Annotated in this window: 21 protein-coding genes, 2 tRNA genes and 1 riboswitch; of the genes, 13 read left to right on the top strand and 10 right to left on the bottom strand. The window is 40.0% G+C overall.

What is annotated here, in order from left to right:
- Positions 1 to 68 precede the first annotated feature (68 nt).
- The 3 genes from H589_RS20640 to H589_RS0109035 form a co-directional block, all read right to left on the bottom strand.
- Positions 69 to 338 (bottom strand): AAA family ATPase, encoded by a 270-nt coding sequence (locus tag H589_RS20640; RefSeq protein WP_281168134.1) that lies wholly within the window; start codon positions 336 to 338, stop codon positions 69 to 71.
- 198 nt (positions 339 to 536) lie between these two features.
- Positions 537 to 613, bottom strand: a tRNA-Asp gene (locus tag H589_RS0109040).
- Between the two features lie 41 nt (positions 614 to 654).
- Positions 655 to 730: transfer RNA gene (locus H589_RS0109035), tRNA-Val, on the bottom strand.
- 399 nt (positions 731 to 1129) lie between these two features.
- On the opposite strand from H589_RS0109035, the gene H589_RS0109030 reads away from it, so the two are divergent.
- From H589_RS0109030 to H589_RS20400, 3 genes are all read left to right on the top strand, one after another.
- Positions 1130 to 2764, top strand: coding sequence for an ATP-binding protein (locus H589_RS0109030; protein WP_027721720.1), 1635 nt, complete (start codon positions 1130 to 1132; stop codon positions 2762 to 2764).
- 152 nt (positions 2765 to 2916) lie between these two features.
- Positions 2917 to 3321 carry a response regulator gene (locus H589_RS0109025; protein ID WP_027721719.1) on the top strand — a complete coding sequence of 135 codons (405 nt, stop codon included), beginning with the start codon at positions 2917 to 2919 and terminating at the stop codon, positions 3319 to 3321.
- Positions 3311 to 4423: an ATP-binding response regulator gene (locus H589_RS20400; RefSeq protein ID WP_051249686.1), complete on the top strand. Its 1113-nt coding sequence runs from the start codon at positions 3311 to 3313 to the stop codon at positions 4421 to 4423. The genes H589_RS0109025 and H589_RS20400 overlap by 11 nt, the downstream gene beginning before the upstream one ends.
- A 108-nt stretch (positions 4424 to 4531) precedes the next feature.
- Here H589_RS20400 and H589_RS0109015 read toward each other — a convergent pair whose 3' ends face one another.
- Positions 4532 to 7216 carry an adenosylcobalamin-dependent ribonucleoside-diphosphate reductase gene (locus H589_RS0109015; protein WP_027721717.1) on the bottom strand — a complete coding sequence of 895 codons (2685 nt, stop codon included), beginning with the start codon at positions 7214 to 7216 and terminating at the stop codon, positions 4532 to 4534.
- 223 nt (positions 7217 to 7439) lie between these two features.
- Positions 7440 to 7587: riboswitch (cobalamin riboswitch) on the bottom strand.
- 361 nt (positions 7588 to 7948) lie between these two features.
- Here H589_RS0109015 and H589_RS0109005 point away from each other — a divergent pair.
- The 6 genes from H589_RS0109005 (at position 7949) to H589_RS0108980 (ending at position 15387) form a co-directional block, all read left to right on the top strand.
- On the top strand, positions 7949 to 8356 hold the full coding sequence (locus H589_RS0109005) for a MarR family winged helix-turn-helix transcriptional regulator (RefSeq protein WP_245577081.1): 408 nt from the start codon (positions 7949 to 7951) through the stop codon (positions 8354 to 8356).
- Between the two features lie 44 nt (positions 8357 to 8400).
- Positions 8401 to 9423 (top strand): methyltransferase, encoded by a 1023-nt coding sequence (locus H589_RS0109000; protein ID WP_027721715.1) that lies wholly within the window; start codon positions 8401 to 8403, stop codon positions 9421 to 9423.
- A 195-nt stretch (positions 9424 to 9618) separates the two neighbouring features.
- Positions 9619 to 11625 carry a molybdopterin-containing oxidoreductase family protein gene (locus tag H589_RS0108995; RefSeq protein ID WP_027721714.1) on the top strand — a complete coding sequence of 669 codons (2007 nt, stop codon included), beginning with the start codon at positions 9619 to 9621 and terminating at the stop codon, positions 11623 to 11625.
- 254 nt (positions 11626 to 11879) lie between these two features.
- Positions 11880 to 12812, top strand: a complete 933-nt coding sequence (locus H589_RS0108990) for an MBL fold metallo-hydrolase (protein WP_169433112.1) — start codon at positions 11880 to 11882, stop codon at positions 12810 to 12812.
- Between the two features lie 288 nt (positions 12813 to 13100).
- Positions 13101 to 14795 carry an FAD-dependent oxidoreductase gene (locus H589_RS0108985; protein WP_027721712.1) on the top strand — a complete coding sequence of 565 codons (1695 nt, stop codon included), beginning with the start codon at positions 13101 to 13103 and terminating at the stop codon, positions 14793 to 14795.
- A gap of 73 nt (positions 14796 to 14868) precedes the next feature.
- Positions 14869 to 15387: a transglutaminase-like domain-containing protein gene (locus H589_RS0108980; protein WP_211225338.1), complete on the top strand. Its 519-nt coding sequence runs from the start codon at positions 14869 to 14871 to the stop codon at positions 15385 to 15387.
- Positions 15388 to 15526: 139 nt separating this feature from the next.
- Here H589_RS0108980 and H589_RS20395 read toward each other — a convergent pair whose 3' ends face one another.
- From H589_RS20395 to H589_RS19495, 3 genes are read right to left on the bottom strand one after another with little or no spacing between them, the layout of a single operon-like run.
- A complete protein-coding gene (locus H589_RS20395; protein ID WP_051249685.1) occupies positions 15527 to 17839 on the bottom strand; it encodes a PocR ligand-binding domain-containing protein in 2313 nt (770 codons plus the stop codon).
- A 9-nt stretch (positions 17840 to 17848) separates the two neighbouring features.
- Complete coding sequence (locus tag H589_RS0108970; protein ID WP_027721710.1) at positions 17849 to 18475, bottom strand: sulfite exporter TauE/SafE family protein; 627 nt, start codon at positions 18473 to 18475, stop codon at positions 17849 to 17851.
- Positions 18472 to 18966, bottom strand: a complete 495-nt coding sequence (locus H589_RS19495; protein WP_035075550.1) for a metal-sulfur cluster assembly factor — start codon at positions 18964 to 18966, stop codon at positions 18472 to 18474. Before H589_RS19495 ends, H589_RS0108970 begins: the two co-directional genes overlap by 4 nt.
- Before the next feature lie 450 nt (positions 18967 to 19416).
- Between H589_RS19495 and H589_RS0108960 the strand changes: the two genes are divergently transcribed.
- A complete protein-coding gene (locus H589_RS0108960) occupies positions 19417 to 19926 on the top strand; it encodes a DUF6653 family protein (RefSeq protein WP_027721709.1) in 510 nt (169 codons plus the stop codon).
- 98 nt (positions 19927 to 20024) lie between these two features.
- Here the strand turns inward: H589_RS0108960 and H589_RS0108955 are convergent, their stop codons facing one another.
- The 3 genes from H589_RS0108955 to H589_RS0108945 all read right to left on the bottom strand — a co-directional run bounded on the left by H589_RS0108955 (position 20025) and on the right by H589_RS0108945 (position 24521).
- Positions 20025 to 20909 carry a mechanosensitive ion channel family protein gene (locus H589_RS0108955; RefSeq protein WP_027721708.1) on the bottom strand — a complete coding sequence of 295 codons (885 nt, stop codon included), beginning with the start codon at positions 20907 to 20909 and terminating at the stop codon, positions 20025 to 20027.
- 277 nt (positions 20910 to 21186) lie between these two features.
- Positions 21187 to 23382, bottom strand: coding sequence for a sensor histidine kinase (locus H589_RS20390; RefSeq protein WP_051249684.1), 2196 nt, complete (start codon positions 23380 to 23382; stop codon positions 21187 to 21189).
- On the bottom strand, positions 23379 to 24521 hold the full coding sequence (locus H589_RS0108945; RefSeq protein ID WP_035075546.1) for an ABC transporter substrate-binding protein: 1143 nt from the start codon (positions 24519 to 24521) through the stop codon (positions 23379 to 23381). The genes H589_RS20390 and H589_RS0108945 overlap by 4 nt, the downstream gene beginning before the upstream one ends.
- A gap of 178 nt (positions 24522 to 24699) precedes the next feature.
- Here H589_RS0108945 and H589_RS0108940 point away from each other — a divergent pair, with 178 nt between their 5' ends.
- The 3 genes from H589_RS0108940 to H589_RS0108930 all read left to right on the top strand — a co-directional run bounded on the left by H589_RS0108940 (position 24700) and on the right by H589_RS0108930 (position 26135).
- The gene (locus H589_RS0108940) at positions 24700 to 25065 is read left to right on the top strand and encodes a Spx/MgsR family RNA polymerase-binding regulatory protein (protein WP_027721706.1); all 366 of its coding nucleotides are present in this window, start codon (positions 24700 to 24702) and stop codon (positions 25063 to 25065) included.
- 143 nt (positions 25066 to 25208) lie between these two features.
- On the top strand, positions 25209 to 25679 hold the full coding sequence (locus tag H589_RS0108935) for a methylglyoxal synthase (RefSeq protein ID WP_027721705.1): 471 nt from the start codon (positions 25209 to 25211) through the stop codon (positions 25677 to 25679).
- 180 nt (positions 25680 to 25859) lie between these two features.
- The gene (locus tag H589_RS0108930) at positions 25860 to 26135 is read left to right on the top strand and encodes a hypothetical protein (protein WP_027721704.1); all 276 of its coding nucleotides are present in this window, start codon (positions 25860 to 25862) and stop codon (positions 26133 to 26135) included.
- Positions 26136 to 26164: the final 29 nt, after the last annotated feature.

Raw genomic sequence — 26164 nt, 5'->3', positions numbered from 1 at the left:
ATCACTTTGTTCAAGTTCAGCTTCAAGCGACTGAATGTCATCAATATTTTCAATGGAATTACCCTGATTTACTTCAACCCCGTCCGGTGTTTCGGTAAGCCCGAAGAAGCGCAAAGGTGTTTCTTTCTGCTGAGTATATTCAGCTCACGCATGAGGAATAAGCTATGAGTGGCAACAACAACCTGTATGCCGTAGTCGGCAAGGCTGGTCATGGCTTTAGCCACCAGTTTCAGCAGTTGCGGGTTCAGGTTACTTTCCGGTTCATCCCAGAAAAGTGTACTTCCTTTGACCAGTGAACCATTGCGTAGCAGGTGGGCCAGCATACCAACCTTGCACAGACCTTGCGCCCCTTTCTTTGGTGTAGACCCACGGTATCTTAGATAGGAAAGTGGAATTTGATAAGTAAAATATCGGGAGAACTAACACATTTTAGCAATTAAGTCCGGTTGTATCCACCAACCATCCCCACTCTTGTGTCCAATCCCAAAAACAGAAAAAGCCATCAATCTTTCGATTGATGGCTTTTTCGAGAAAAGTGGCGGAGCCGAAGGGACTCGAACCCTCGGCCTCCGGCGTGACAGGCCGGCGTTATAACCAACTTAACTACGGCTCCGCAATATCCTTAAACGCGTTAAGCTACGTTTAGGTATCAAATGGTAGGCGAAACAGGGCTCGAACCTGTGACCCTCGGCTTGTAAGGCCGATGCTCTCCCAACTGAGCTATTCGCCCTCAAGAGAAATTTGTTTTAAAGAGAGTAGCCGAACTTGTCAACATAAATTTAAAAAAAGTTATAAAATTTTATTGTTTTACTTATTTAATGACAATCCAGCCTTACTCTTTGCTTTGAAAATCTTGAATGTTAAATATTCTTTTGCTTTCTGAAGTGGATGATCTGAAAGTTTTCATACTTATGGATTCTAGATTTATATCTTTAAAGAGTCAGTTGTTTGGTTGAATAACTAGAGGAAAAGCAGCGATTCAATAAAATATTTTAGTAACGGACTGAAATAATGTAAGCTATAACTACTTTTAAGTAGATGAATAAAATTTGGATGTAATAATTACCGTTAAGGTGTAAGCTTTAACGATTGCAGCTTGAAGAAGTATAGGCTGTTCTTGGAGGTTTATATGGACGATAAAAATCTTTTTGAACTTCAGCGTCAGCAGATAAGTTCTTTAAAGGCTGAAAAAAAAGCAATTCTCGACGCTCTTGATATGACTATGAAGCTTGGTTCATGCTCTTTCTTCTCAAAAGTACGTCCATCAAAAGCTGAGTTGTTGCAGGAAATTTGTGCTCAAGCCAGTAAAATTATTTCTTTTAAGAAAATTGTTATTTATTGTGAAGACACTGATACACAAGAGTTGGTTCAAAAATTTTCATATCCAGAAAATACAAAAGATACAGAAGATGGGAAGCTCTCTGATTTAATAGATGAAAAAACGTCTGTTTTTTCGCTTGCGGAACCAATCTCGTTTTTTGATTCTGCTGATGGTAATCATATTCTGTTGTATTCTATGGTTGCTCCATTTCAGTCGAGGGGAATATTTGCCGGTACTCTGTCACAACCAAAGAAATATATTTCAGATATCATGTTGAAATCATTTTCTATTCTGATGATATCAGCAGTAAATGCTCTTGAAAGTCTGGAGATGTTTTCTTTGATGCTGAATCATAAGCATGAACTTGAGCAGAAAGTTCAACAACGAACTCAAGAGTTAAAAGATGCGTATGATAGGTTGAATGTTACCATTAATGGCATGCAGGCTGGAGTTGTCGTTCTAGAGGCTTCAACTCATAAAATTGTTGATGCCAATCCTGTGGCTCAAAATATGTTGGGGTTTGATCTGGACGAGCTCGTGGGGCGAGAATGTTTTGATTTGATATGCACAGCGCAACGCGGGAAATGTCCAATAATGGATTGCGGGCTGGATGAAAATAGCGGGGAGTGCTTAATTGAAAGGGCTGATGGTACTAAGGTTCCTGTTCAGAAAACAGTAAGCAAAATTATGATCGGTGGGAAACTTCACCTTGTAGAAAATTTTATTGATATTACAGAGCAGAAAAAACTTGAAGCTTTGAGGGATGATGTCGACCGGATTATGCGCCATGATTTGAAAGGACCGCTTAATGGAATCATTGGCCTGCCTCAACTCTTATTAATGGATAGGGATAAACTGACCAAGGATCAGTGTGAAATAATAGAGCACATTCAGGATTCAGGATATAAGTTGCTCAACATGATTAATTTTTCCCTTGATTTATATAGAATGGAGACCGGCGTTTATGACTATACTCCTGCGCCTGCAGATTTGGCCACTATTGTACGGTCTGTTTTTAAAGATCTGACTGAGCAAGCTATCGTAAAGCATCTGGAATTGAGATTTCTTCTGAATGGTTCGCCTGTAAATGGTCAATTCTCTTTGAGCATTATGACTGAAGAGTTACTTGTATATTCCCTTTTATCCAATCTTTTAAAGAACGCTGTAGAGGCTTCCCCGCAAGATTCAAGTGTCATACTTGATGTCTTAACCAGCGGAGATTCAACTACTTTGCATATTCAAAATCAAGGTGCAGTTCCTGAAAATATAAGGAAATCTTTTTTTGAGAAATATGTGACTGAAGGTAAATACGAAGGAACTGGGCTTGGGACATATTCTGCCAAGCTTATTGCCGAAACCATGGGCGGAAATATTTCTATGTCGACTTCTAATGAAGAAGGCACTGCTGTGTATGTAAACCTGCCTTTTAAAGTCTTTGTTTGAATTATGATTCTAAAAACAGTTATTGAGCTATTTGGGAATATTGCCCTCCCATAGTTATCTTGGTATTGGTAACAAATTAAATGTGTAATTTTTGTTTCTTAAATAAGATTGAATAATTATTTACCTTCCTGATTATGGGGAGGGAGGGCTCAATGAAGATTTTAGTTGCAGAGGATGACTTTGCTTCAAGAAATTTTTTACAGTTTTTGCTTAAAAAATATGGGGAAGTAGATATTGCTGTAAATGGAATTGAAGTTCTTGAGGCTTTCAGAGCAGCTTTGGAGAGCAAAGAGCCTTATGATATAATTTTTATGGATATCATGATGCCTGAAAAGGATGGACTTGAAGCAGCAAAAGAAGTTCGCGAAATGGAAAGGGAATTTCATGTTGCGGCTGCAAATGAAGTTTCTATTATCATGGCTACAGCACTTTCTGATGTGAAAACAGTATTTAAAGCTTTCAACAAAAGTGAAGCTACAGATTACATAGTCAAGCCGCTAACAGTGGATACTGTGCATGCGAAGCTGATTGAAATGGGTCTTCTCAATGACAAGTGATAATTTTGATATTGATGTTTTTCTTGGTGAGTTCGTTACAGAGTGCAGTGAGGCTACTGAATTAGCTGTACAGGACGTACTAAACCTCGAAGATGGAAAAGATCAGGATTCTATCGATCGTATCTTCAGAGCTCTTCACAGTATTAAGGGCAATGCATCAATGTTCGGTTTGTATGCTCTTTCTGAATTTGTTCATAAAGTGGAAGACACCTGCACTGACATACGTTCTGGTAAAAGGGTGATTGATAAGCTGGCAATTGATGTACTGCTCAAAAGCTTTGATATGATTGAAAATGCATTTGAACATATCACCGAGAAAGGTTCTGATAAAATTGATTACAGTATCGGCTATGCTTTTTTAAATAAATTTGACAAGCCCAGTTCTTCTGCGGGGCAGGAAACTGCCACTGAGTACGAATTTTCTACTCCGAATATTTCTGGCTCAGAGATTGAGTCAAAAACAATTTTATCAACTATTGAAGAACTCAAAGATTCTGATTTTGAAGAAGATAAACCTATCTCTCGTATAAAAAATATTTCTGCTGAATTGGGTGTTGATGTTGAATTTGAGGGGATTCAGAGAGTTGTGCAGGATGATCTTTCACAATATAATTATATGACACAGTCGACAGCTATTGCAGGTTGCGCTGATTTTGATGAGCAGAGTTGTATATGCCAGACTCGCAAGAATCCTACTGCGTTGGTTGTTGATGACGATTTTGCAACCAGAAAAATTATCGTCTCTTTTTTATCAAAATATATGCCCTGTTATATTGCAAAGGACGGAGTTGAAGCAATTCAGGCTGTGACTGAAAGCCTTGCGGGGCAAAGCCCATATTTTGATTTGATTATTATGGACATTATGATGCCCAATATTGATGGCTTGCAGGCCTGTAAAGCTATTCGCCAGATTGAGCAAAGCAAAAATGTGAAATCTTTTTCATGTGAATCCAAAATATTTATAGCCAGCACAATCAGTGATGATAAGACTATGCTCAAAGCTGTATATGAATGTGGAGCTGATACATATATTGTAAAACCTGTAGTGTTTGAAGATATAAGAAGGCAGCTAGTTCGGTACAGACTTATTGAGCCCCAATAGCAAATGATAAAATAAAAACCACCGTTTCAATTGAAACGGTGGTTTTTATTTTTATAAATTGGATCTTTATTTTGACCATTTTACTTGATCAATCTTAGTCTACGCTTTTTATCCACATGTGGTGTAGCCGCATGCCTTGCAGATTTTGCAGCCACCCTCTGGGACATAAGCATTTTTACCGCATTCGGGGCAAAGTGCTCCAAGTCCTTTGGATACAATGGTCTGATCGTCCATATCAAGGGATATGTACTGACGCAGGATGCGGGAAATAATAGCTGAGGCATCTATTATATTATAGCTGGAACGATCAAGTTGTGTGAGAATTCTATCTATGGGCATACCCACACGCAGGAGCATACTGGTCAGGCGAGTTATGGTTTCCCACAGAGAATACTTTTCCTGAAATACCTGTTCATTATATATACCTGATCCGGTAACACCCGCTTCCTTGGGCAGCTTGACAAATATTTCAATAGGATTGCCCGATTCATCCAAGGAGACAATGATGTACATTTTGGATCCTTTCCAGGTAACACGGTGTCTCTCGGCTCGTTCGATATCTCCCAGCTCTCTTTCGAAAAGGGACGGGTTTTGCCCCAGCATCGTTGGATTAGTCTCTTTCTTTTCTTCTTTTTTGGTCAGAACACCTTTTTTGCAACCGTTACGAAAGACGGTTACTCCCTTGAGTCCATGTTTCCATGCTTCAAGATAAATCTGGAATATGGTTTCCTTGTCAGTGTCTTCTGAAAGGTTGATTGTAGAAGAAATTGAACTGTCAGTGAACTTCTGAATTGCAGCCTGCATGCGGATGCGGTCCATATAATCAAGTTCATCTGATTGGACGTAGTTCAATTTTTCTTTCAATTGTAAAGCCGTATATTTCCCAAACAGCTCTTCCTGATTGGTTTCAAGCATCCATTTTAATGGAGGCAGATGGATGAATTCAAATACTTTTCCAGCCTCAAGACGGGTCTCTCTGGTATAACTGAACATAAATGCCGGTTCGATTCCAGAGGTGCAATTGTCCGACATAATGGAAATTGATCCGGATGGTCCGACAGTGTTGAAGGCTGTATGGCGTAGCCCTGTATTCATTATCTTTTTCTGTAATTTTTTAGGCAGATCCAGATTTACTATATATGGGCACTCCAGAAACCGTTTTCTGGCTTTCTGATCTTTCAACGCTTCCACAACTCCGAAACGTTCAGCAATTTCAGCACTGATAGAAATTTCAGTGATGGCCTTATTTCTCAGGATTTCCTTAATGAAGGATATGGATTCATCACTACCGTAACGCATGCCCAGCATGGCCAGCATATCACCAAGTCCGGTGAATTCTATGCCGATTCTTTTACCATACTTGTCTGCATCACGGTGTGCCTGAAGGGGATGCTTGCTCTGGTTGAGATCAGACATAGTATCCATAAAGAACATTGTTCTGGTCAGATCGTCCCGGAACAGGTCTGCGTCAAACTGTGCCTCTTTTGTGAAAGGGTTGGCGACATAACGATGCAAAACCATAGCCCCGAGAAGACAATTATTCCAGTAGCCCAGACTTTGCTCTCCGCATGGATTTGTGGACATTGGCTTAAGACGCTTAGGATCGATGTATGTACCGGGAGTATTGCGCTGTGTAGTATCCTGATACAGAATTCCAGGGTCACCGGATTGCCATGCTGACGTGCTGATCTCTTCGAGCAGTTCACGGGCATTCACTGTTTCATACGATTTGAAAGGAAGTCCGAGTTCCTGCCAGCGGCTGTAGTCTCCGTCCCAGATGGTGTTATACACTGACTTTACCGGATCAAAAATATCCGATGTCTCATTACGTCGTCTGGCGAGAGTAAATGTCAGTGACTCTTCATGAAGAACAGCCTGTTCATCATTTACAGGAAGATCCGGTTCTACTTTGATCAGATACTTTTTGGGGTCAATGGCAGTAATTTTATAGGTAATTTCAGCCTCAAGATGATCTCCAATTTGCGGATCAAGTGCTTCATATACTTCCGGAAGAAGCTCTAGTGTCTCATGTCCACATATCTTGCCCGTAACCTTGCTACGGTCAGGAAAAATAAAGGTCCAATCTTTATCATTTTCCACAGCCTGCATAAAATCATCAGTAATTTTAAGGCTGATATTAGCCCCGAATACATCCTGAGTTTTACCTGTAAGGGAATCCACTCCGAAAATTTCTTCAGGTTTGCTTTTGCACCAGATAAAACGGCGGGTCTCAGGGTGTCTGATATCCAAAGATATCATCAGCGCACCGCGTCTGCCATTCTGGCCTATAGTATTTGTCAATTCACTGAAAAGCGGCATGAAGCTGACTGCTCCGGAAGACGTTACAGCTGCATTATTCACAGGATCGCCTGAAGGTCTCAATATGGTAATGTCAATCCCGCTCCCCCCACGATATGAATAGGTCCTTGCGAGTTTTTTCTGGGCTTCAAAGATACCTTCCAATGAATCTGATTCGATTTTGGCTAAGTAGCAGTTGCTAAGAGAGCATTTAATATAGTCGTTACCCAGACCTGAAAGAATTGAGCCTGCAGGGATGAATCGTCCTGACTGGAGCATTTCACACACTTGCTCGTTTTCTTGATTGTCAAACCGGGACTGCTTTAAGAATTCACGGCAAAGTCTGTTTTTAACATCAGTGAAGGAGTGCTCTTGGAGACGGCCTTTGCGGTCGCGGATCTGGTATTTTTTGGAGCTGACGGTTTCTTGAAAGCGAGTGTGTTCTTCTAAAGCCATTTTGGCTGATTCACGGGTGATAACTGCGTGTCCGGTCATTCTGTTTAGTCCTTTGAGGGGATTGTCTGTCCCAGACCTTTTTATCATAGCACAAAGCACAAGCGACAAAGCAATTTGAAAATTGCCAGTATGCAGGTCCTTCAGCATGAAGATAAGGTATGAGTTTGTGGCGCAGGGAGCCCAGAAGGCTGTATCCTGCAAGTTTTTTAAGGTCGGATATTTCTTAAAGCCAGAGTATCCGTATGATGGAAAATATCTGCATCTTGCAGAAATGCTTCAGGAAAGGTTGCTGGCTTTTTTTATCCTTATAAAAGTATAAAAAATACAGTGGCAGAACCGCCCCGGAATCTAACCGGGTTTCCTTTATTTATGATCTGAAAAGTTCAGATACCTGAAGTACAAAATCAACGCTGGTGAGTCTAGCAAACCTTGGCTTTTGGTCAAGACCTTTCTAGACTTTTTCATACTCAAAGCTCATTAGCCTTTGTGGGAGTAAGGCTGACATAGGAGCACTTACTCGTTTTCCACAGAAAATAAATTTATGTGTATAACTATCCAAGAGATTGGATTTCTGAGAATTACTGGTGATCAATTCTTTTTTTTTAGTACCAGTATAATTAAGTCAGAATTCAAACTTAGGTGTTTGTGCAGTTGTGATATCAAGAATATCTTTTATGAAAGCAGATTGACTGCACACTGTTTAGCAGCTAAACAGTGTGTATGAAAACATTTAAAAAAGTGTTGCCGGCAATGAAGCTATTAGGAAATGCTATGGAAAAGTATTCACGAATCGAAAAGATGCCCTTTGATTTTGGCGTGGGTGATCCTTTGTTCCCTGCTGAAATAAAAATGGTGTCAACCGTTGTTGGTCATGGATCTTCGGGTGTTACAGATCTTGCACGTGAACTTGGTATTACTAAAGGGGCTGTTTCCCAGATAATTGGTCGGTTGTGTAAAAAAGGTTTGCTTTCCAGGGAAAAGGATCAATTAAATAGAGCTCGCTCAATTATAAGGGCAACTGAGTCAGGACGAATTGCTCATGACAATCATATGGAATTTCATAAGCACCATGATGCTGAATTTATAGAGTTCCTGGGGGGGCTGGATGATGACTCTTATCGTCTTGTTTGCGAATTGAGCGAGAAAATGAATAGCTGGATGGATAATTATTTAGAGTAAATTTTTTTATTAAATAAGTTTAGCTGCTAAACTTCGGAGGGGCTATGTTTATTGCTATACCTGAAAATGATTTTGGACCAGTACGTAAATTAATAATGGAGTCGATTACTCCTAAATTAATTATAGCTGCAGTAAAGTTGAAATTGTTTGACTTTATTTCAGATATCGGAACGACTGCTGGGGATTTAGCTGATGATATGGGGCTTGAAGCTGTACGCTTGGAGCCAGTTCTTGATGTGCTGGTTGCTTCCGAAATTTTAGAGTTTAAAGATGGGATTTATAGAAATACATCTCTGGCTGTTGAATATCTTGTCAGCACATCTCCATTATATCAGGGGAAAGCTTTGCAGTTGTCTTCCCATTTCAATTCACTGATTGAAGACTCTATACCTGAACTGCTTGCTGGTGGAGAGATGCAGCGTGAGGTTACAGATAGTGAGTGGGGGGCCGAAGATGCCATTGAAGGTACTGCGCAGGATGCCATGAGCAGCGGATTGGCTCCGGTGGTAGATTGTATTTCGAGGTTGCCCGGTTTTGATGATTTTACTTCCATGTGTGACATTGGAGGTAATCATGGCCTATATACTCTTGGAGTTCTAGAGCGAAATTCCAAGATGGAGGGGGTTATCTATGACCTGCCGCATGTTTTGGATTTGGTTCAATCCCGTTGCAATAATATGGGGTTTAGAAAGCGGATCACAACCAGTGCTTTTAATTTCAGAGAAGATCGTCTGCCAGAATCGCAATATGATATAGCGGTCATGTCACACATCTTATATGCTATGAAAAAAGATCTTTCGAATGCTGTTAAGAAAATTGCAGAGACACTTAAGCCGGGCGGTTGGTTCGTTTCTCATCATTATACCCGGTATGAAAAATCTGCTGACTTGAAAGCCAAAGCTTCGCTGGAGGCTTTGACCAGACTATGCGGATACTCATCACATTTTATAGAAAAAGATGAACTCACAAAAGTTTTACTTTTACATGGATTTGAAAATATCAGATATGAAAATGTTTCAGAAAATGGGTTTGGACTTATAACTATGGCCCAGTTGGAAAAAAGATAAATATGGCAACGCAACTGTAGTTGTAAGAATTTGATCAACACTTATGTTTAGTTTAAAGTAAATGTATATTGTTTAAAAAATGCTGTAATAATTGTCTTATTTTTCATATTTTATGCAATTCTAAATCTTAAAATTATTAGTTTCTGACAATGGTTAGTTTCTTAGTAGTTAAATCAATTAAATTGGATTTTAAGCATGACAACGTATAAAACTATCTGTCCATATGACTGTCCAACCACTTGCGGACTTTTGGCTGAAACTGACAATGATCGCATTGTTAAAATTAAAGGTGATCCAGATGACCTCATTTCAGGCGGCCTGATCTGCCGTAAGATGCAGCGTTATGAAAAATCCATATATTCATCTAAGCGGATAACTACCCCCCTAAAACGAGTTGGAAAGAAGGGGGCCGGAGAGTTTATTCCTGTTTCATGGAATGAAGCTGTCAGTACAATTGTAGAACGGTGGAAGCAGGCTTTGGCTGAGAATGGTCCAGACTCAATTCTGCCATTTTATTATTCAGGGGTTATGAGTTTTATTCACCGCAATTGTGGTGATGCTCTGTTTAATAAAATGGGAGCATGTTTGCTTATAAAGACCCTATGCGCTTCAGCTAAGGGAGCTGGGTATTCAGCGGTAATGGGTGAGACAGGGGGCCTTGATCCAAGAGAACTTGCTGATAGTGATTTTTATATAGTGTGGGGTTGTAACATGAAGGCTACGCGCCTTCAGAGTATGCCGGATATTGTTCGGGCCCGTAAGAATGGAAAGCGTGTTGTGCTTATCGAATCGTATGCTCATGAAATGGCTTCATACTGTGATCAAGTTGTACTCGTTACTCCCGGTACTGACGGGGCACTGGCGCTTGCTATGATGCATGTGCTGCATGAAGAAGGTATGACTGATTTAGAATTTATGAGAACAGAAGCGGTAGGCTTTGATGAGTTCAAAGAAACACTTAGTACCTATTCACCGGAATGGGCAGAGGGGATAACCGGAGTACCAGCTAAGGTTATAGTTGAGCTTGCCAGAGAATATGGAGCAGCTTCAGCCCCGGCCATTATTCTGGGCAGTGGAAATTCACGGCATGGAAATGGCGGAATGACCGTTCGTCTTATTACAATTTTATCAGCTTTTACCGGAGCATGGACTCGCTCTGGTGGAGGTCTATGCGGATGTAATACAGGAGGAGGTCCTTATGTGGACATGGATCGAATTACAAGACCTGATTTTAGACGTAACAAAGCCCGTACAGTAAATATAAATAAACTCGGTTCAGCTTTACAAGGAGAGAACGGAGAGACTCCGATACGTTGTCTGCATATATATGCCAGTAATCCAGTTGCCTCGGTAGCAAACCAGCAGGGTATAGAAAATGGATTGCTTAATCCTGAGTTGTTTACCGTGGTACACGAACGTTTTATGACCGATACTGCCCGTTATGCCGATATAATACTGCCGGCGACCTTCTCCGTGGAGCAATCTGACTGCTACAGTTCTTACGGTTATTGTTCGTTTGGAACGGCATATAAAATTATACCTGCACCTGGTGAATGCAAAAGTAACTGGGATATCTTTTGTCTTCTCGCTAAGGGGATGGGATATGAAGACAGTTATTTTTATCAAACCGAAGAGAATCTTATAAAAGAGCTGTTGGAACATCCTCTGCAAGGATTGGTGGATCTTTCAGTTGAACAGCGTGAGATCCTGAAAACTGGTGGATTACTTTCCATTCCGTTTGCTGATCACACTGACTGGAGAACTCCTACAGGCAAGATGCAGATTGTTAATAATGATCTTGCCGCTCCAATCCCGCACTATCAGGAAAATCATGGAGGCAGTTATCCTTTACGGTTGATTGCAGCACCAAGTGCAGAAACTTTGAACTCAATTTTCTTGGAACGTGATGATCTTGTCGACAGGCGGGGAGATATGACTCTGGCTATACATCCAGATGATGCGGCTGTACGGGATATTGCGGATAAAGATTTAGTTCGTGCTTTTAATGATTTGGGTGAGGTTACATTTATCGCACGAGTGACTTCTCTAGTCGCTAAAGGAGCTGTTACAGCTGTAGGTGTTTTTGATACCAGACAATCGGTTACGGGGAATCTTGTAAATACCCTGCATCATGAAAGACTATCGGATATTGGAGAAGCGACTACTTTGAACGACAATACTGTGGATGTCTCGAAGGTTTAATCCGTGTTGTCTTCGGATCTGTTGGGGCGTCGTTTCAGTTGTGATATATATGACTTCAACTGAGTTCTGCTGCATTAAGTCTTGCTCTTCACATTCGTTCTTCTCAGTGACTCAGGTCATTGTTTAGCCGGTTAGTTCATGTATAGTTTCATTTATTCGAATCTGTTCGAGTTTTTTTGATAGTGCACCTTTATTAAGATTGTAAATTATTTGTGCATGAACAGCTCGTCCTTCCCTAAAAAATGGAGAATTTTATGCCTGACTCAATTACTGATATTGGGCGTCGTAATGCGTTGAAGAAGTTTCTTTGCATGGCGGCATTTCCCCTTCTTATCACAAATGCTGAAGCCAATGATAATGACAAGAGAACAATGTCCCCCATGCCTGCGGGAGTTAAAAATCTTCCAAAACAGTTGTTTGATAATACTCCTTTAATACCAACAAAAGTTGCAGATAATTTGTATTGTATTGGCAGTATGAGTGTTGTTTCGTGGGTTTTGAATACATCTGATGGGATTATCTTGATTGATTCCATGTGGGACAATCGTGATGCACAACTTATTATTGATGGCCTTCGAAAAGTTGACTTAAATCCTGAAGATATTAAAATGGTTATGCTTACCCATGGGCATGGTGATCATTACGGTGGAGCTCAATATATAAAGGATAAATACAATGCTAAAATACTCATGAGTGAGAGAGATTTTCATTTTATGAATGAAAATAATAAGGGAGCAAATGGTCCCCGTTCACCCAAATGTAAAGTCGATGCATATATACATGATGGCCAAAAGGTTAAGCTTGGGGATACTACGATAACCGTTATTGAAACTCCGGGACATACTCCGGGATGCTTATCGTTCATATATCCTGCGCGTGAAAACGGTAAAACATTCATGGTTGGCCAATGGGGCGGAAGCGGTCTTCCTAGAACTCTTGAAGCGAAGCAGGCATATCGCAAATCTATTGATCATTTTGCTGAATATACCCGGGCTAATCACGTAAATGTTATGGTTACTGCACATTTGTTTTCTGAAAACGGGTATAAGAAACTTGACGCATGCAGAAGTAGAAAGACTGCCGGCGCCAATCCATTCTTTGTCGGCGAAGAAGGGTATTCAGATTACCAGAACCGATTAAGAGTTTGGGTGGATAAGGCTATTTCCGATCAGAAAAAGAATTCTTAGTCTGATACTTGAGCATTCTGAAATAAAGTGACCTTTTTTATTGGTTTATTATTGGGCTGTAGGGATATCCTTACAGCCCATTTATGTTTTATTGATAAGTCTTCTTTTGGTTAAAGTCTGATTTAAAATCAGGTTTCATTGATTGAGATCAATGCTTTTAAATTAAGTTTAGTGTAAAACCCTCCCAGTCGTACGTGAATTGTGCTGTCATCATAAATTGTTGTCCTATTGATCTCGTAGAGGGCATCACTTCAAGTGTATAACATTTTGTAAAGAGGAGATTAATCGATGAGTTCTCAAAACATAGTCGTCATCGGCGGTTCCGCCGCCGGTCCAAAAGCTGCGGCCCGCGCTAAAAGATTGGATGATACTGCTAAGGTTACTTTGCTGCAAAAAGCCCCGGAGCTGTCTATGGCATCCTGCGGCTATCCTTACTATATCGGTGGTAATTTTGATGAGCGTGATCAGCTGCTAGCTACGCCCACAGGGGTGGTTCGTAATGAAGCATTCTTTGCGGCGGCTAAAGGTGTTGATGCCAAGGTTAATACAGATGTTACTTCCATTGATCGAGATAGTAAAACTGTTTCTTGTGTGGATGTTATTACTGGTGAAGAATCTACAGTTCCTTATGATAAATTAGTAGTTTGTACAGGGGCAACTCCACGTCGCCCTCCTATTGCCGGTATTGACCTGGATGGCGTTCAGGCACTGTCTGAGATGCGTGATGCTGACAAGCTACGTGAACTGCGTGATTCCGGGGAAGTTAAAAATGTAGTCATTGTCGGCGGTGGTTTGATCGGTATTGAAGTTTGTGAAGCCATGGCTGATTCGGGTATGAATGTTAATGTGGTTGAAATGCTTTCTCAACTGCTCATGTTTCTGGACTGGGAAATCGCTAAATTGGTGGAAAAGCATGTAGCTTCCAAAGGTGTTACTGTACACACTGAGAACGGTGTTTCTGAATTTATCGGCGAGAACGGTAAGTTGACAGGGGTAAAGCTGACTGACGGATCGATAGTCGCTTGTGAATTGGCAGTCGTTGCTATTGGAGTTGTTCCAAATACTACTTTAGCAAGAGAAGCAGGGCTGGATATCGGTGATTTTGGCGGTATCGTTGTCGACGAGCATATGCGTACTTCCGATCCCAGTATTTATGCTGCCGGTGACTGCGTAGAGATTCCCAACCGTATTACCGGCAAGAAGACTTATGCTCCATACGGTGACCTTGCCAACATTGAGGCTAGAGTTGCTGCCGACAATATGATCCTCGGTGACAATGCTGTTTTTCCCGGTACCGTCAACAGTGGTATATGTAAGGTTTTTGATTTGAGTGCCGGATCAACTGGGTTATCTGAAAAACGAGCCAAAGCTGAAGGATATAAGGTTGTTACGGCAACTAATGCCAGTCTGGATAAGCCCGGCTTTATGGGAGCTAAGCTGCTGGTTTCCAAGATGGTTGCTGATGCCAGAACAGGGCGCATACTAGGATTTCAATGTGTTGGTCCGGGCGAGGTAAATCGTCAGGTTGCCGAGGCTGCTATGGCTGTTATGAATGGAAACACTGTATACGATATCGGTGTGGCCGATCTCCCTTATGCTCCTCCTTTCTCGCTGGCTATTGATCATTTTATCACTACAGCTCATATCTTAGGTAATAAAATTGCCGGTAGAATGACTGGTATCAGCAATGCTGAAGTTAAAGAACGAATCGACTCCAGTGCTGATTCTTTTATTTTAGATGTTCGTTCTCCTGTTGAATTTAAGGAAATGCGCCTGAATGTCGGTGAGACTTTGATTCCACTCGGTACTCTCCGTAATTTCCTGGACAAACTCCCTTCGGATAAGGACGCAGAGATTGTTACTTTTTGTAAAATATCCATGCGGGGTTATGAAGCTCAGCGTGTGTTGGAAGCAAATGGATGGACTAATGTGAGAGTTATGGAAGGTGGTATTATGGCTTGGCCTTTCAAAGTGGAATTTTAATAGTTAAATCATAATGAAACAATTCTTTGAACAGTCGTACTATATAGACTGGGGGCATTCGGATATAATCCGTTTGGCAACGTCATTATCTTCAGGTGCGAATGATGAATCGATTGCAAAACAATGTTTTGAATGGGTACGTGATAATATCATGCATAGTTACGACTATAAAATGAATCCCGTGACCTGCAAAGCTTCTGATGTGCTCAGACACAGAACCGGATACTGTTATGCAAAAAGTCATTTGCTGGTTGCCCTGCTCAGATCCAATAGCATACCTGCGGGGCTTTGCTATCAAAGGATCAGTGTAGGCGAACATGGAGCTCCATTTTGTTTGCATGGCCTTACAGCTGTTCATCTTAAGAATTACGGATGGTATCGTATTGATCCTCGTGGGAATAAAGAGGGTGTCAACGCTCAATTTGTTCCTCCTGTTGAGCAATTGGCTTTTCCAACTGTTCAACAGGAGGAAGCTGATCTACCTGAAATATGGAGTGATCCTCACCCGCTAGTATCAGCGGTATTAGAAGAGTTTGATTCGTATGACGCAGTGTATGAAAATTTACCTGATATGCATCTTTTACTAAAATAATAGTTATAGTTTATGAGGTGTTATTCCAATAGGTAAAAAAATTATCTGTGAGAAGACAATAAAATAGGCAGTTAGATCAAAAGTCTAACTGCCTATTTTATGTTGTACTAAGTGGCTTGTATGTTAGCAGATTATTTTATTACCCTTTCATTTCTTGAACTAGTTCCTCTAATTCCTTAGTCAGTCCAGCCAGTTCTTTAACATTCTCAGCTGCTTCCTGCATGGATGATGCTGTTTGCAGGGAGGTTGTATTAACGTTTTCAATGACACGGGATATTTCTTCCGTGCTGCTGGCTTGTTCTTCAGAGGCTGTAGCAATGTTTTGAGCCTGAGAGTAATTTCTGTCAGAAATCTCCAGAATATTGTCCAGAACCACTCTGGCTTCATTGGCCATGGTTGTAGAATTTTCAACTTCAGTACGAGTATTATGCATATGGTCAATATTTTTCTGGGTTGCCGAGGTGATGGCAGAGACAGCTTGTGATACTTCATCTGTGGCTGTCATTGTTTTTTCAGCAAGCTTGCGAACTTCATCTGCAACTACAGCGAATCCTCGACCTGCATCTCCTGCCCTTGCAGCTTCAATAGCCGCATTAAGTGCCAGCAGATTCGTCTGGTCGGCAATGTCTGAAATCACGTTCATAATTGAGTGAATATCACCTACGCGATCACCTAATCCGTCTAATTCAGTTTCAAGGATGGCAAATTGTTTGTTAATAGACTCAATAACTTTTTCGACATTGGACATTGCCGTGTTGCCTGAAATTGCCTGCTCTCTGGCATTTTCAGCATCTGAGGCAGCAACGGAGGCGTTCTGGGCAACCTCTGCTACCGTTGCATTCATTTCTGTCATGGCCGTACTCGCTTCAGTTGCCAGATGCTGCTGTTCTTCTGAACTATGAGAAACTTCGTTGACCTGAGTACTAAGGCCGCGAGCCGCTTGAGCTACGCGAACAACAATCTTTTCCATTGTGGTTGCTGCTGCCAGCATTCCATCCTGTTTTGCTGTTTCCGCTTCATGACGGGCTATATCAGCTTCTTCCTGAGCTTTCTGGGCCATCAGAGCTCTTTCCTGAGCATCTTTTTGTTCCCGTTTCATTCCGGCGAATGTCTCACCAAGGGTATAGTGCATTTTAATTATAGCCAGATAGATTCCCTTGGCTTCCTTTTCATCTGGGAAAGAGATGTTTTCATCTCCTTTGGCTATCTTTGCAGCAATGTCAGCTATATCATTCGGGTCTCCGCCAATCTGATTGGCGATTATTTTTCTATTAAACATTATGATGAATATGCTAAGAGCAGCAATGATCAGGATTCCTAAAAGGAGCATAATTTTGATGTTCTTTAATGATGCATCCATTTTTTTTTGTTCTTGAGCCTGTCTTTGCTTTAATTGTGATACAAAGTCTGCAACTTTTGTCTGAGCATTATCCAGAATTTTTTTACCAACCCCGGAGTCAAGGCGGGCAATGATTTTAGACCACATCAGATTGACATTACCTACAGCTGACTGGCTATTGGCAATGAGCTGGAGAAAATCGGCGGCACTGTCAACCTGTTCACGGGGAAGGACCGGTACTTCATTTACAGCCTTGATCATTTCGTCGTGATCAAGACCAAGTTCGTCAGCAATTTTAATAAAGTTGTCATAATCTGGTTTGCTGGTAAGAACCTGTCCGCCTAGCCATGAGCCGATTTGTATGCCGTCAACAATGATTGGGACTCCAAAGTCAACTAAGCCGGCATGACATTCATATACGTAAGGTTTGCCGGTTTCTTTAGCTACACGCCCACCATTGATGTCGTTTTCTGCACATCTGGCAGCACCTTCTTTATTTGGCCGGATAAGACCGAAGCAAAAGCTGCTGAATTCATCAAAGCTTTGCAGATCTACCGGTGTTCCGTCTTTTTCAACAATGAGGTTGGCAATTCCAGTCATTTTTGAGAATAAACGCTGAAATTCTCTCAGCATTTCCGGTGGAAGAACTTCAGCCACTTTCACACCAGATTTACCATCGGCGGTATCAATGGTTTTAGAGCGTTCTTCGGGGGTCATATCCAGTCTTTTGCGGTCGGCGATTGATGGCTCTGCTTCTTTTGTATACCAATCATTCATATGTGTTTGGGCTTCAGAGAGTGTTGTCCCGTCAAGGCCAACTTCAGAGCTTAATGCAACAGCTTGTTCAGTAAGTGTTTTGTACTTATTTTGAAGCTTTTTGTATGGTTCAAGGTAGCCCTGTTTTCCCGTTAGCATATAATTTCGTACATCGGCCTCAATTGCATGCATGGTACTTTTTATCTCACCAGTAATCTGAATGAGTTCTATTGTAGCCGCTTGTTTTTCATTTTCATCAAGATAAGCACTCATGACTTTGAAAATATAGAGACTTCCAATAAGAACTATAAAAAGAATTGTGACGTTGCCAACTAATAGTTGTGTTTTAAATTTCATGACGCGCTCCTAATAGACAACATATTGTTTTAAAAAAAGAAATGACAGACCACGATATATAAAAAAGCAACCTGTACAAACACAGACCACCCGCGAAAGTTGTTTTAAAACTATAGGATTGATTCTGATGGCTGCCAAAGAAAATGGTAATACGTATATCGATGTAGCCAGAAAAAAGAATAAGAAAAACAAGAGTCCTTGCAATGGACTTCCCTTTTCCATAGCCACGCTAAAAGCCAGTAAGATAGGGGGGCATAGGACTAAACTATTTAAGAAACCGGCTATAAAAATAGTCTTTCTCGTACCGAAAAGCATGCTTTTACCCGGGCATGTCTTCTTGGAACAGCTGTAAAAAGCTTGAGCTATGAGCAGAGCTCCCAAAGCAATTTGTGATCCTGCCAGTAAAACATTGCTTTGAGTGAAATTTTCTTGTCCGATACGACCAGCTACACCGGCAAGCACACCCAGCATACAGTACGCAAAAAGTCTTCCCCCAAGAAATGTTAAAACCTGAAGCAGGCCTGATTGTATTCCTTTTTGAGGGGAAGAAAGGATGAGTGGAGCCAACGTTGGTGCACATGTAACCATGCAATACAGTCCGGCTGAAGCTCCAAGGGAAAGAGCCTGAACAATCATTGTTCACCCCAAAGCTGCTTGCGTCCTTCCTTACTCATACGTGATGCTTTCCACCTTGTTTTGGTGTCCACAATGATTTTGGTTTTTTTATTGGGAGATATCTTGCTTGCAGCAGTACGAATATCTTCAACAATTGTTTTTATGTATGGGCAAAACGGAGAAGTCATAATTATAGTTATTGAAATGTCATCACTTTCATTTGGACAATTGAGTTCTTTCAATAGGCCAAGATCAACTATATTGATGTTAAGTTCGGGGTCTTTAATTTCTTTTAAGGCTAACAATATCTGTTTTTCACATGTACTTCCGGTTGTAAGTGAAAATGAAGTGTTTTGATCTGTTTTTTGCATAGCACTGCTTATTGTTGAATTGTCAGCATATACAGTTGGACATATAGAAAATAGAAAAGAAATAAATATAAAGAGATAAAAAAAAGATACCGAACTTTCACGATTTAGAAATAAATGTAGTCGACGGATATATGCAGACATTTAAGCTCCGATATCAGTGTAAAAGTTGTTTCTGACTATTAGGTAAGTCTTTTAACCGTTACGTCTCGATTGACAGAATAGTAAATCTTTATATTTTTTCGGTATAAATAGCTCCAAACTATATTGTTAAGCTATTTTACCTGTGCAGAATTACATCCCGATTATTATGATGAGCAATGATTTGCTCTCAATTTTCAGCTACATTAAAATTTTAGTTTTTCATCATGTAGTGATATTATGATTCGATCATAGATATGAATCTATAATATTTAATTTTTCTCATAGCATGGGTATGTCTATTTTTGTCAAACAAATTTTTATGTTAATTATTTAAGTGATCTGTATTATAACAATAACATTGCCAGGCAGAGGGAAGAACTGAAAGCTAGCTGGACAGTCCGCTATGGTATATTCTCTTAGTCTTAAAACAGGAAAGAGGCGTGAAGATAAATGACTTTAGAACGTAAAATTGCATTTTTTTTCAAGCTAGACGACGAGAACTGGATGAAACATGCTAATCCGATTAGTGTCTGGACGCGATATTCTGTCTTACCAATTATAGTCATCAGTTTCTGGAGCAGAGTATGGATTGGTTGGTGGTGTGTGGTCCCTGGAGCTTTTTCGATACTATGGATGTTTTTTAATCCTATACTGTTTAATAAACCAAAATCCACAAAGAGCTGGGCATCAAAAGCTGTTCTTGGTGAAAGAGTTTTCTTAAATCGAGACAGGATACAGATACCGGAAAAACACAGGACTCCCTTACATGGAATATTGAATACTATTTCATCGGTTGGGATGGCTTTGACTATATGGGCAACAATTTATTATTCCATATGGGGTGTAACCCTAGGAGTTTTTTTGGCTTATATAGGCAAGAGTTGGTTTCTGGATCGAATGGTCTGGCTCTATGAAGATATGAAAAACAATAATGATGTATACAAAAGCTGGGACTATTGAGTCGCAACAGTTTTGTGGTGAGCAAAAATTTTAAATAAGGGCATCCTGTTTTTCAGGATGCCCCTTGTTATTGGAATGTGCTGAAGTTAGAGAGCCTGTTATTCCTCTGTTTTGTATAAATGTACATCCGTCTGGGGGTAAGGTATTGAAATACCTGCTTTATCGAATGAAATCTTAATCTGTTCAAGAAGAGCGCATTTAGTTGAAAAGTATTCAGAAGTTTTTACCCACGGACGTACAAGAATATCAACACTTGATGCTCCCAGTTCTCCTACCATAACAGCAGGTGCCGGATCTTTCAGCAACCGACTGTCTGCTGCAATTACTTCATGAATGATTTCCTTAGCTTTAGGAATGTCATCGTTGTATCCAATTCCTATGACCAAATCGATACGTCTCCTCGGGCGAGCCGTTGTGTTGATAATCACAGATTTTAAAATTGATGAGTTTGGAATTACTACTCTCTGATTATCAGGAGTAGAAAGATCTGTAAAAAAAGCTGAAAGCTCCTGCACTGTACCAGATGTTCCGGCTATAGTGACATAATCTCCTTTTTTGAACAGGCGAAGCAGAATAAGCATAACACCTGCTGCAAAATTGGAAAGAGTATCTTTTAGTGCCAGACCTACAGCCAAACCAGCTGCACCTAATACAGCGAGAAATGAAGTTATGTTGATTCCTGCTTGCCCAAGTGCAGCAACTACAAATGCGGCAAGAAGCACGTAGTATATAATTGCCTTAATAAATGATGTCAGAATCTCATCTACTTTGGCCTTTATCATTATTTTTTCGGTAATTACTGATAATTGTTTAGAAACAATTCTTCCAATGAAAAGGACTAGAAGTGCTACAATAATTCGTAGTCCGTTAATACTGATAAAAGCAATAGCATCATTTGCAAGATTGCTTAAGAAACCAGTATTCAAAAAGTCGAGTTGAAATCCAGAAACTGCATCAGCAACGCTTTTTTCTGCTCCATTCATGTTTAATTCCTTTCTAAGTCTGAAGTTTATAGAACTATTATTTGTATAAACGGATTCTTTTAATTCAGCAATTATTGATGAAACATAGTTTAGTTATTTTTTTAACTTAGCTTGAAAGAGTTGAGAATCAAAAAAGGTGTGAAGGTGTGCTGGTTTTCCGCATATCATTGTAGCTTTTTAAAAAAGAAGATTCTCTTATTTTTCAACACTGCTACTTCCACCTCTTCATGCTGCTGAGCAGTCCTGAGAAGTTTTAGTCTGATTATGCTTGCTCCAGTCAGCAAGATCTTTTGTCTGGCTTTATGAAAGGCAGATAAATTCTGAATCTGGTTCCGTTTTCCGGGGTTGGCTCCACAGTAAATGTGCCACCGTGGTTCTGGGTTATGATGAAGTAAGAAACGGAGAGTCCCAGTCCAGTTCCTCCATCTGATGATTTGGTGGTGAAGAACGGTTCAAAGACTCTTTTACGCTCTTCTGCCTTTATTCCCGGACCATTATCTTCGACTTCAATGCTAACCCCGTCTCGCATTCTTTGTGTTCTGATACAAATACATGGTTCTTTGCCTGAGAATCCATGTTTATACATGGCCTGGGCTGCATTTTTAAAGAGGTTGAAAAGAACTTGCTCAATTTCTGTTCTCGAGCACTTTATTTCAGGGATATCAGGTGCAAATTTTTTATTGATTTTGATATGAAGGAAATCATATTTTTTCTTGAGGTCGTAATCGTTAGCGGCAAGTTGGAGCGCTGTTTCAATTAGTTTCTCAACATTGGATGATACAATCATCTCTTTACCTGGTTTACTGAATTCCAGCATATTGGAGACAATACCTGCTGCACGGAGCCCAGAATCTTTTATTCCGGTGATGATATGGTTTATTCTTCTTATGGTCAGGTATTCTTGTAAAATTTCCAATGAACATCCTACACTTTGCGCTGCTTCAACATTAGCTTCTATTTGGGGAGAGAACCTGCGTTCAAGATTTTGAGCACCTTGCATGATACTGCCTAAGGGATTGTTTATTTCATGGGCCATTCCAGCAGCCAGTCCTCCTACCGACATCATCTTTTCAGTCTGGACCATGATTTCTTCCATACGAATGCGAGCAGTAACATCATCCATTCGTACAATCATTCCTTTTACCTCTGATCCCAGTAAAGGAAATATCGTTATATCATATAGCTCAATCGATTTGTTATTGACACTCCTGCTTTCCAGAGTTTGAGTGTTATTATGTGCTACGGCTTGCTCGATTGTTTTGGATATCTCCTCATTACTTGAGAAAAATGCATGAATATCTTGTGGAGCTATTTCAGTTGTTCCGTCTCCGAATATTTCGATAGCTTTTTTGTTATACTGGCTTACTATCATGTTTTCATCAATCCAGAGAACAGCCGAAGGCATAGAGTCTATTATACTTTGAAAAAACGTTTTAGAAATACGAAGTTCCTGTTCACGTTCACGGACTTTTAAGGACATTCCGTCAAATACTTTTCCTAACTCATGTAGTTCCAAAAAAACGTTTTCCTGAGAGTTTGGAGTAGGATAATTACCTTTAGCTACTTCAGAAAGCTTTCTAATAAAGCTCATTATAGGAGTGACAATTCTAATTTTGAATTCTTTTTTTAAGGCAAGAAGTAAAATTAGAAAAAAGCAAGTGATAAGTATACATATTATCAAGGCTAGAGCTATGACAGGCTCAAACATGTATTTTGCAGTACATGCCACAAGAAGTTTCCAGCCTGTTCCGGGTATGCTTGAAACATTTCCGAAGTAGAGTTTGCCATTAGCTTTATAGAACTCTCCCTTTTCTGAAATCTGGTTTTTTTTAAAAAGATCCAGCGAGCCTATATTGGATTGGGTGCGAACACGTTCTCTGTCTGGGTGGGCAATGAGGTTCCCGTATGAATCCGTTAAAATAATGATTCTGTTAGGTGACAAGAAGCCGTATATAAATTCTTGTAGTGCATCGAGGCTTAGTTCTGCAACGATCTTTCCTCCAGATTCAATTGGAATACTGATGTAAACGACGAGTTTTCCAGAGTGGGGAGAAATAATGGGAGAGGTAAGAATATGCTTATTTATACCTGAATTACGAAATCTTATAGGAAAATCAACGCCTTTAATTCCCTGCGGAGCAACTGAAATTATGTTTTCGTCTTTGTCTAAAAGAATAAGCCTTTCAAATCTGCTGAAACTACTATGGAGTCCTTCAAAGTATTTACTACTGCCTTCAAGGCTATTATTGTCACTCATTATCGCCACAGAGCGCAATACATCCTCTGCTCCGTCTATATAAAAGTTTACGTTTTTAGAGAGAGACTTTGAAAGTTGTATTATTTCGCGCTCCATAACCTCCATTTGATTGATCCCGATGATGGAAACAATAAGAGTCCCCATTAATAATCCCGGAACAAGAATCCATTGAATTAATTTCTTATGAAAAATTATTACAAGAGAAGTCCTGTTCATTTTCCGTCCTTGAAAACTGTTGTGAATTCACCATTTTTAACAGTTACAATGTGCCCAGCTCCTTTGACATCACCAAACTCGTCAATGGTAAACGGTCCTACAACGCTATTTTTGAAAGTCAATCCCGGTATAACTTTGGCTAATTCTTTTGTACTGCCACCATTTTTTTTGATAGCTTCCGCAAAAACCTGCACCGCTTCGTAGCCGAAAGCAGCTGCAAAGTTTGGCGACCAGCCAAACCGTTTAACGAATCTATTTTTAAAGTTTTCATACTCGGGATCATGATTATCTTCAGCAAAATGGACTGAGAAAAAAACTCCTTCTACACTTTTCCCACCCGTTTGAACCAGTTCTTTAGTATATCCCCACATGCTGCTTAAAATTGTCCAACCTGTATTACTAAGTTTAGAATGTTGCGCAAAAACAGCCAGATCGCGGGCTGCTGTAATCACAACTACAGAATCAGGATTTAATTTTTTCAGTTTATCCATAATTTCTTGCCAGTTTACCGGGCCGCTATATGAGCTGAAGTCAACTTCTCCAACAACTTTACCTCCATTTCTAGTGAAAGATTTTATGAAAGTATCTTTATATGGCCCAGTGAAAGGTTTATTCGATCTGTCCCAGAGAACAGCTACTTTTTTCTTTCCAAGTTTTTTTACAGCATACTTGGCGAGGCTTTCCGATAAATCAGTAAGGGTTGGGATGACTCTGAAAAAGTTGTCTTTAATGCCTTGTATGAGGTTGGTGGAAGTCGTAGGAGAAATAAATATAACCTCGTTTCCTTTAATCTCTGTCAGAGCTGCTGTTGATTGAACACTTGTCATATGACCGATAATTGCTGAAACACCAGCCTTGATAAGCTCTCGGTCAACTTTTATTGCGCCTTCACTGGTGTTCTCATCATCGCGAACAATTAGCTCCAGTCTTCTCCCGTCAACTCCTCCTGCTGCATTTATTTCTTCTACTGCTAGTATTGCTCCGTTTCTTCCTTGAACTCCAAGGTCAGAGTATTTTCCTTTTAAAGTGCCTGCAAAACCGAGTAGAATAGGAGCATCTGAACATGAGAACAGTAGCAAGCACAGTAATATTAAACTAAGCACCAAAATTTTGTGGTTAACATATCTAAAACTGTTCATTGTCTGCCTCCTATATAAAAAAAATTTTTATAAATAACTATATACATAAATTTGGAAAAAGAACAAAGAAAGAAAACTGATTACTCAATGTTAAACTTTAAGTTTTTGATATAATTTATTGCGGTATTGATGGTTGGCGAGGTACAGGATCATAATGATCTTATAATATGGAGATAATATGTCGTTAATTTTGGTTCATTATCCAAGTTGTAGTACTTCACGAAAAGCCAAGGCCTGGCTTGAAGTGAGGGGTGTTGATTTTGTTGTTCGCCATATGATGAAGGAAACTCCTACTGCAGTGGAACTTCTTATGTGGCAAAAGATTGCGGGCGTTGATAAAAAAAAATTTGTGAATACCAATGGTAAAAAATATAGGGAATTAGGCTTGAAGGAAACAATCGGAAGTTTATCTGACAGAGAAGTGTTCGATCTTATTTCAACAGACGGAATGCTTATTAAGCGACCTTTGCTTGTCGCTGATGATTTTGTACTTATCGGATTTAAAATTAAAGAATGGGAGGAGCAATTTAGTACATCAGCATAATTTTTTTCTGTTTCAAGTTGAATAAGGGGATTATGTTGAGTTAAAAATTTAACACATTTGCTACACTAGGCAAGTGACATTCACTCTTGGCCATGCTAGCTGCTGGGTATATCTAATCAAACTTAGAAAGAGGTTAAATCCTGATGCATACAGCAAAAAGTATCGCAGTCGTGGCCCATGATAATTGTAAAAATGAGTTGCTTGATTTTGTAGCATGTAATTTTGAGGCACTTTCCCCTCATAATCTGGTCGCGACCGGTACTACTGGCGGGCTTGTTGAAAAATTGTTTAATAAAATGGCCTCTGAGTCTTCCGGCAATCACAAGTTAAAAACAGTAAACCGACTGAAATCCGGACCACTTGGTGGTGATCAGCAACTTGGGGCCCTTATCGCTGAAGGGAAGATTGATGTTCTGATTTTTTTTTGGGACCCCATGCAACCGCAACCGCACGATGTTGACGTAAAAGCCTTGCTTCGTCTGGCAGTTCTCTATAACATCCCAACAGCCAGCAATAGATCTTCAGCAGAATTTCTTATTTCTTCACCGAACTTTAACGATGAGTACAAAATTAAGAAAGTTGATTTCACTGAGTATATAAAACGCAAGCTTTAATTATTTTTAATCAATTAATTATTATAAGTAATTGGATATATATGTTTGTTTTTCAGAGCATTCTTCGAAACTGAAGCGTGCTCTTTTTTTGGGTGTATTGTATGTTGTTTCTGATGTATGTAATCGGTTGTATATTTATAATATGTTTGTTGAATGTTTTGCTCTGTAAATGAGGTTGGTATGAGTGCCGAGTCTTTAAGGATTGTTACGTATAATAGTTTTAACATCAGATTCTATGTTGTTGGGAAAGTTGCTTATATCTGCCCTGAAGATTTACGTAATGTGATGTTGAGTGTCTCTAAGGATATTGACATTGGTGAGGATAAGGCCTGGGATAAAGTCGATGCAGGGCGCAGGATTTTTTCTTTTTTTGATTTTTTTGAGTGGTTTTCAGACCAGTTTGATGCATTTGATTATGCTGACGATGTTATCCTTCTTGACCCTCTTCCATGGTAGTTTGTGTTAAGTTTAAAGTATTTTATTTC

This window comes from Maridesulfovibrio zosterae DSM 11974, assembly GCF_000425265.1.
Taxonomy (GTDB): domain Bacteria; phylum Desulfobacterota; class Desulfovibrionia; order Desulfovibrionales; family Desulfovibrionaceae; genus Maridesulfovibrio; species Maridesulfovibrio zosterae.
Note: the sequence above shows the minus strand (reverse complement) of the source record. Positions and strands in the feature narration are given on the sequence as shown.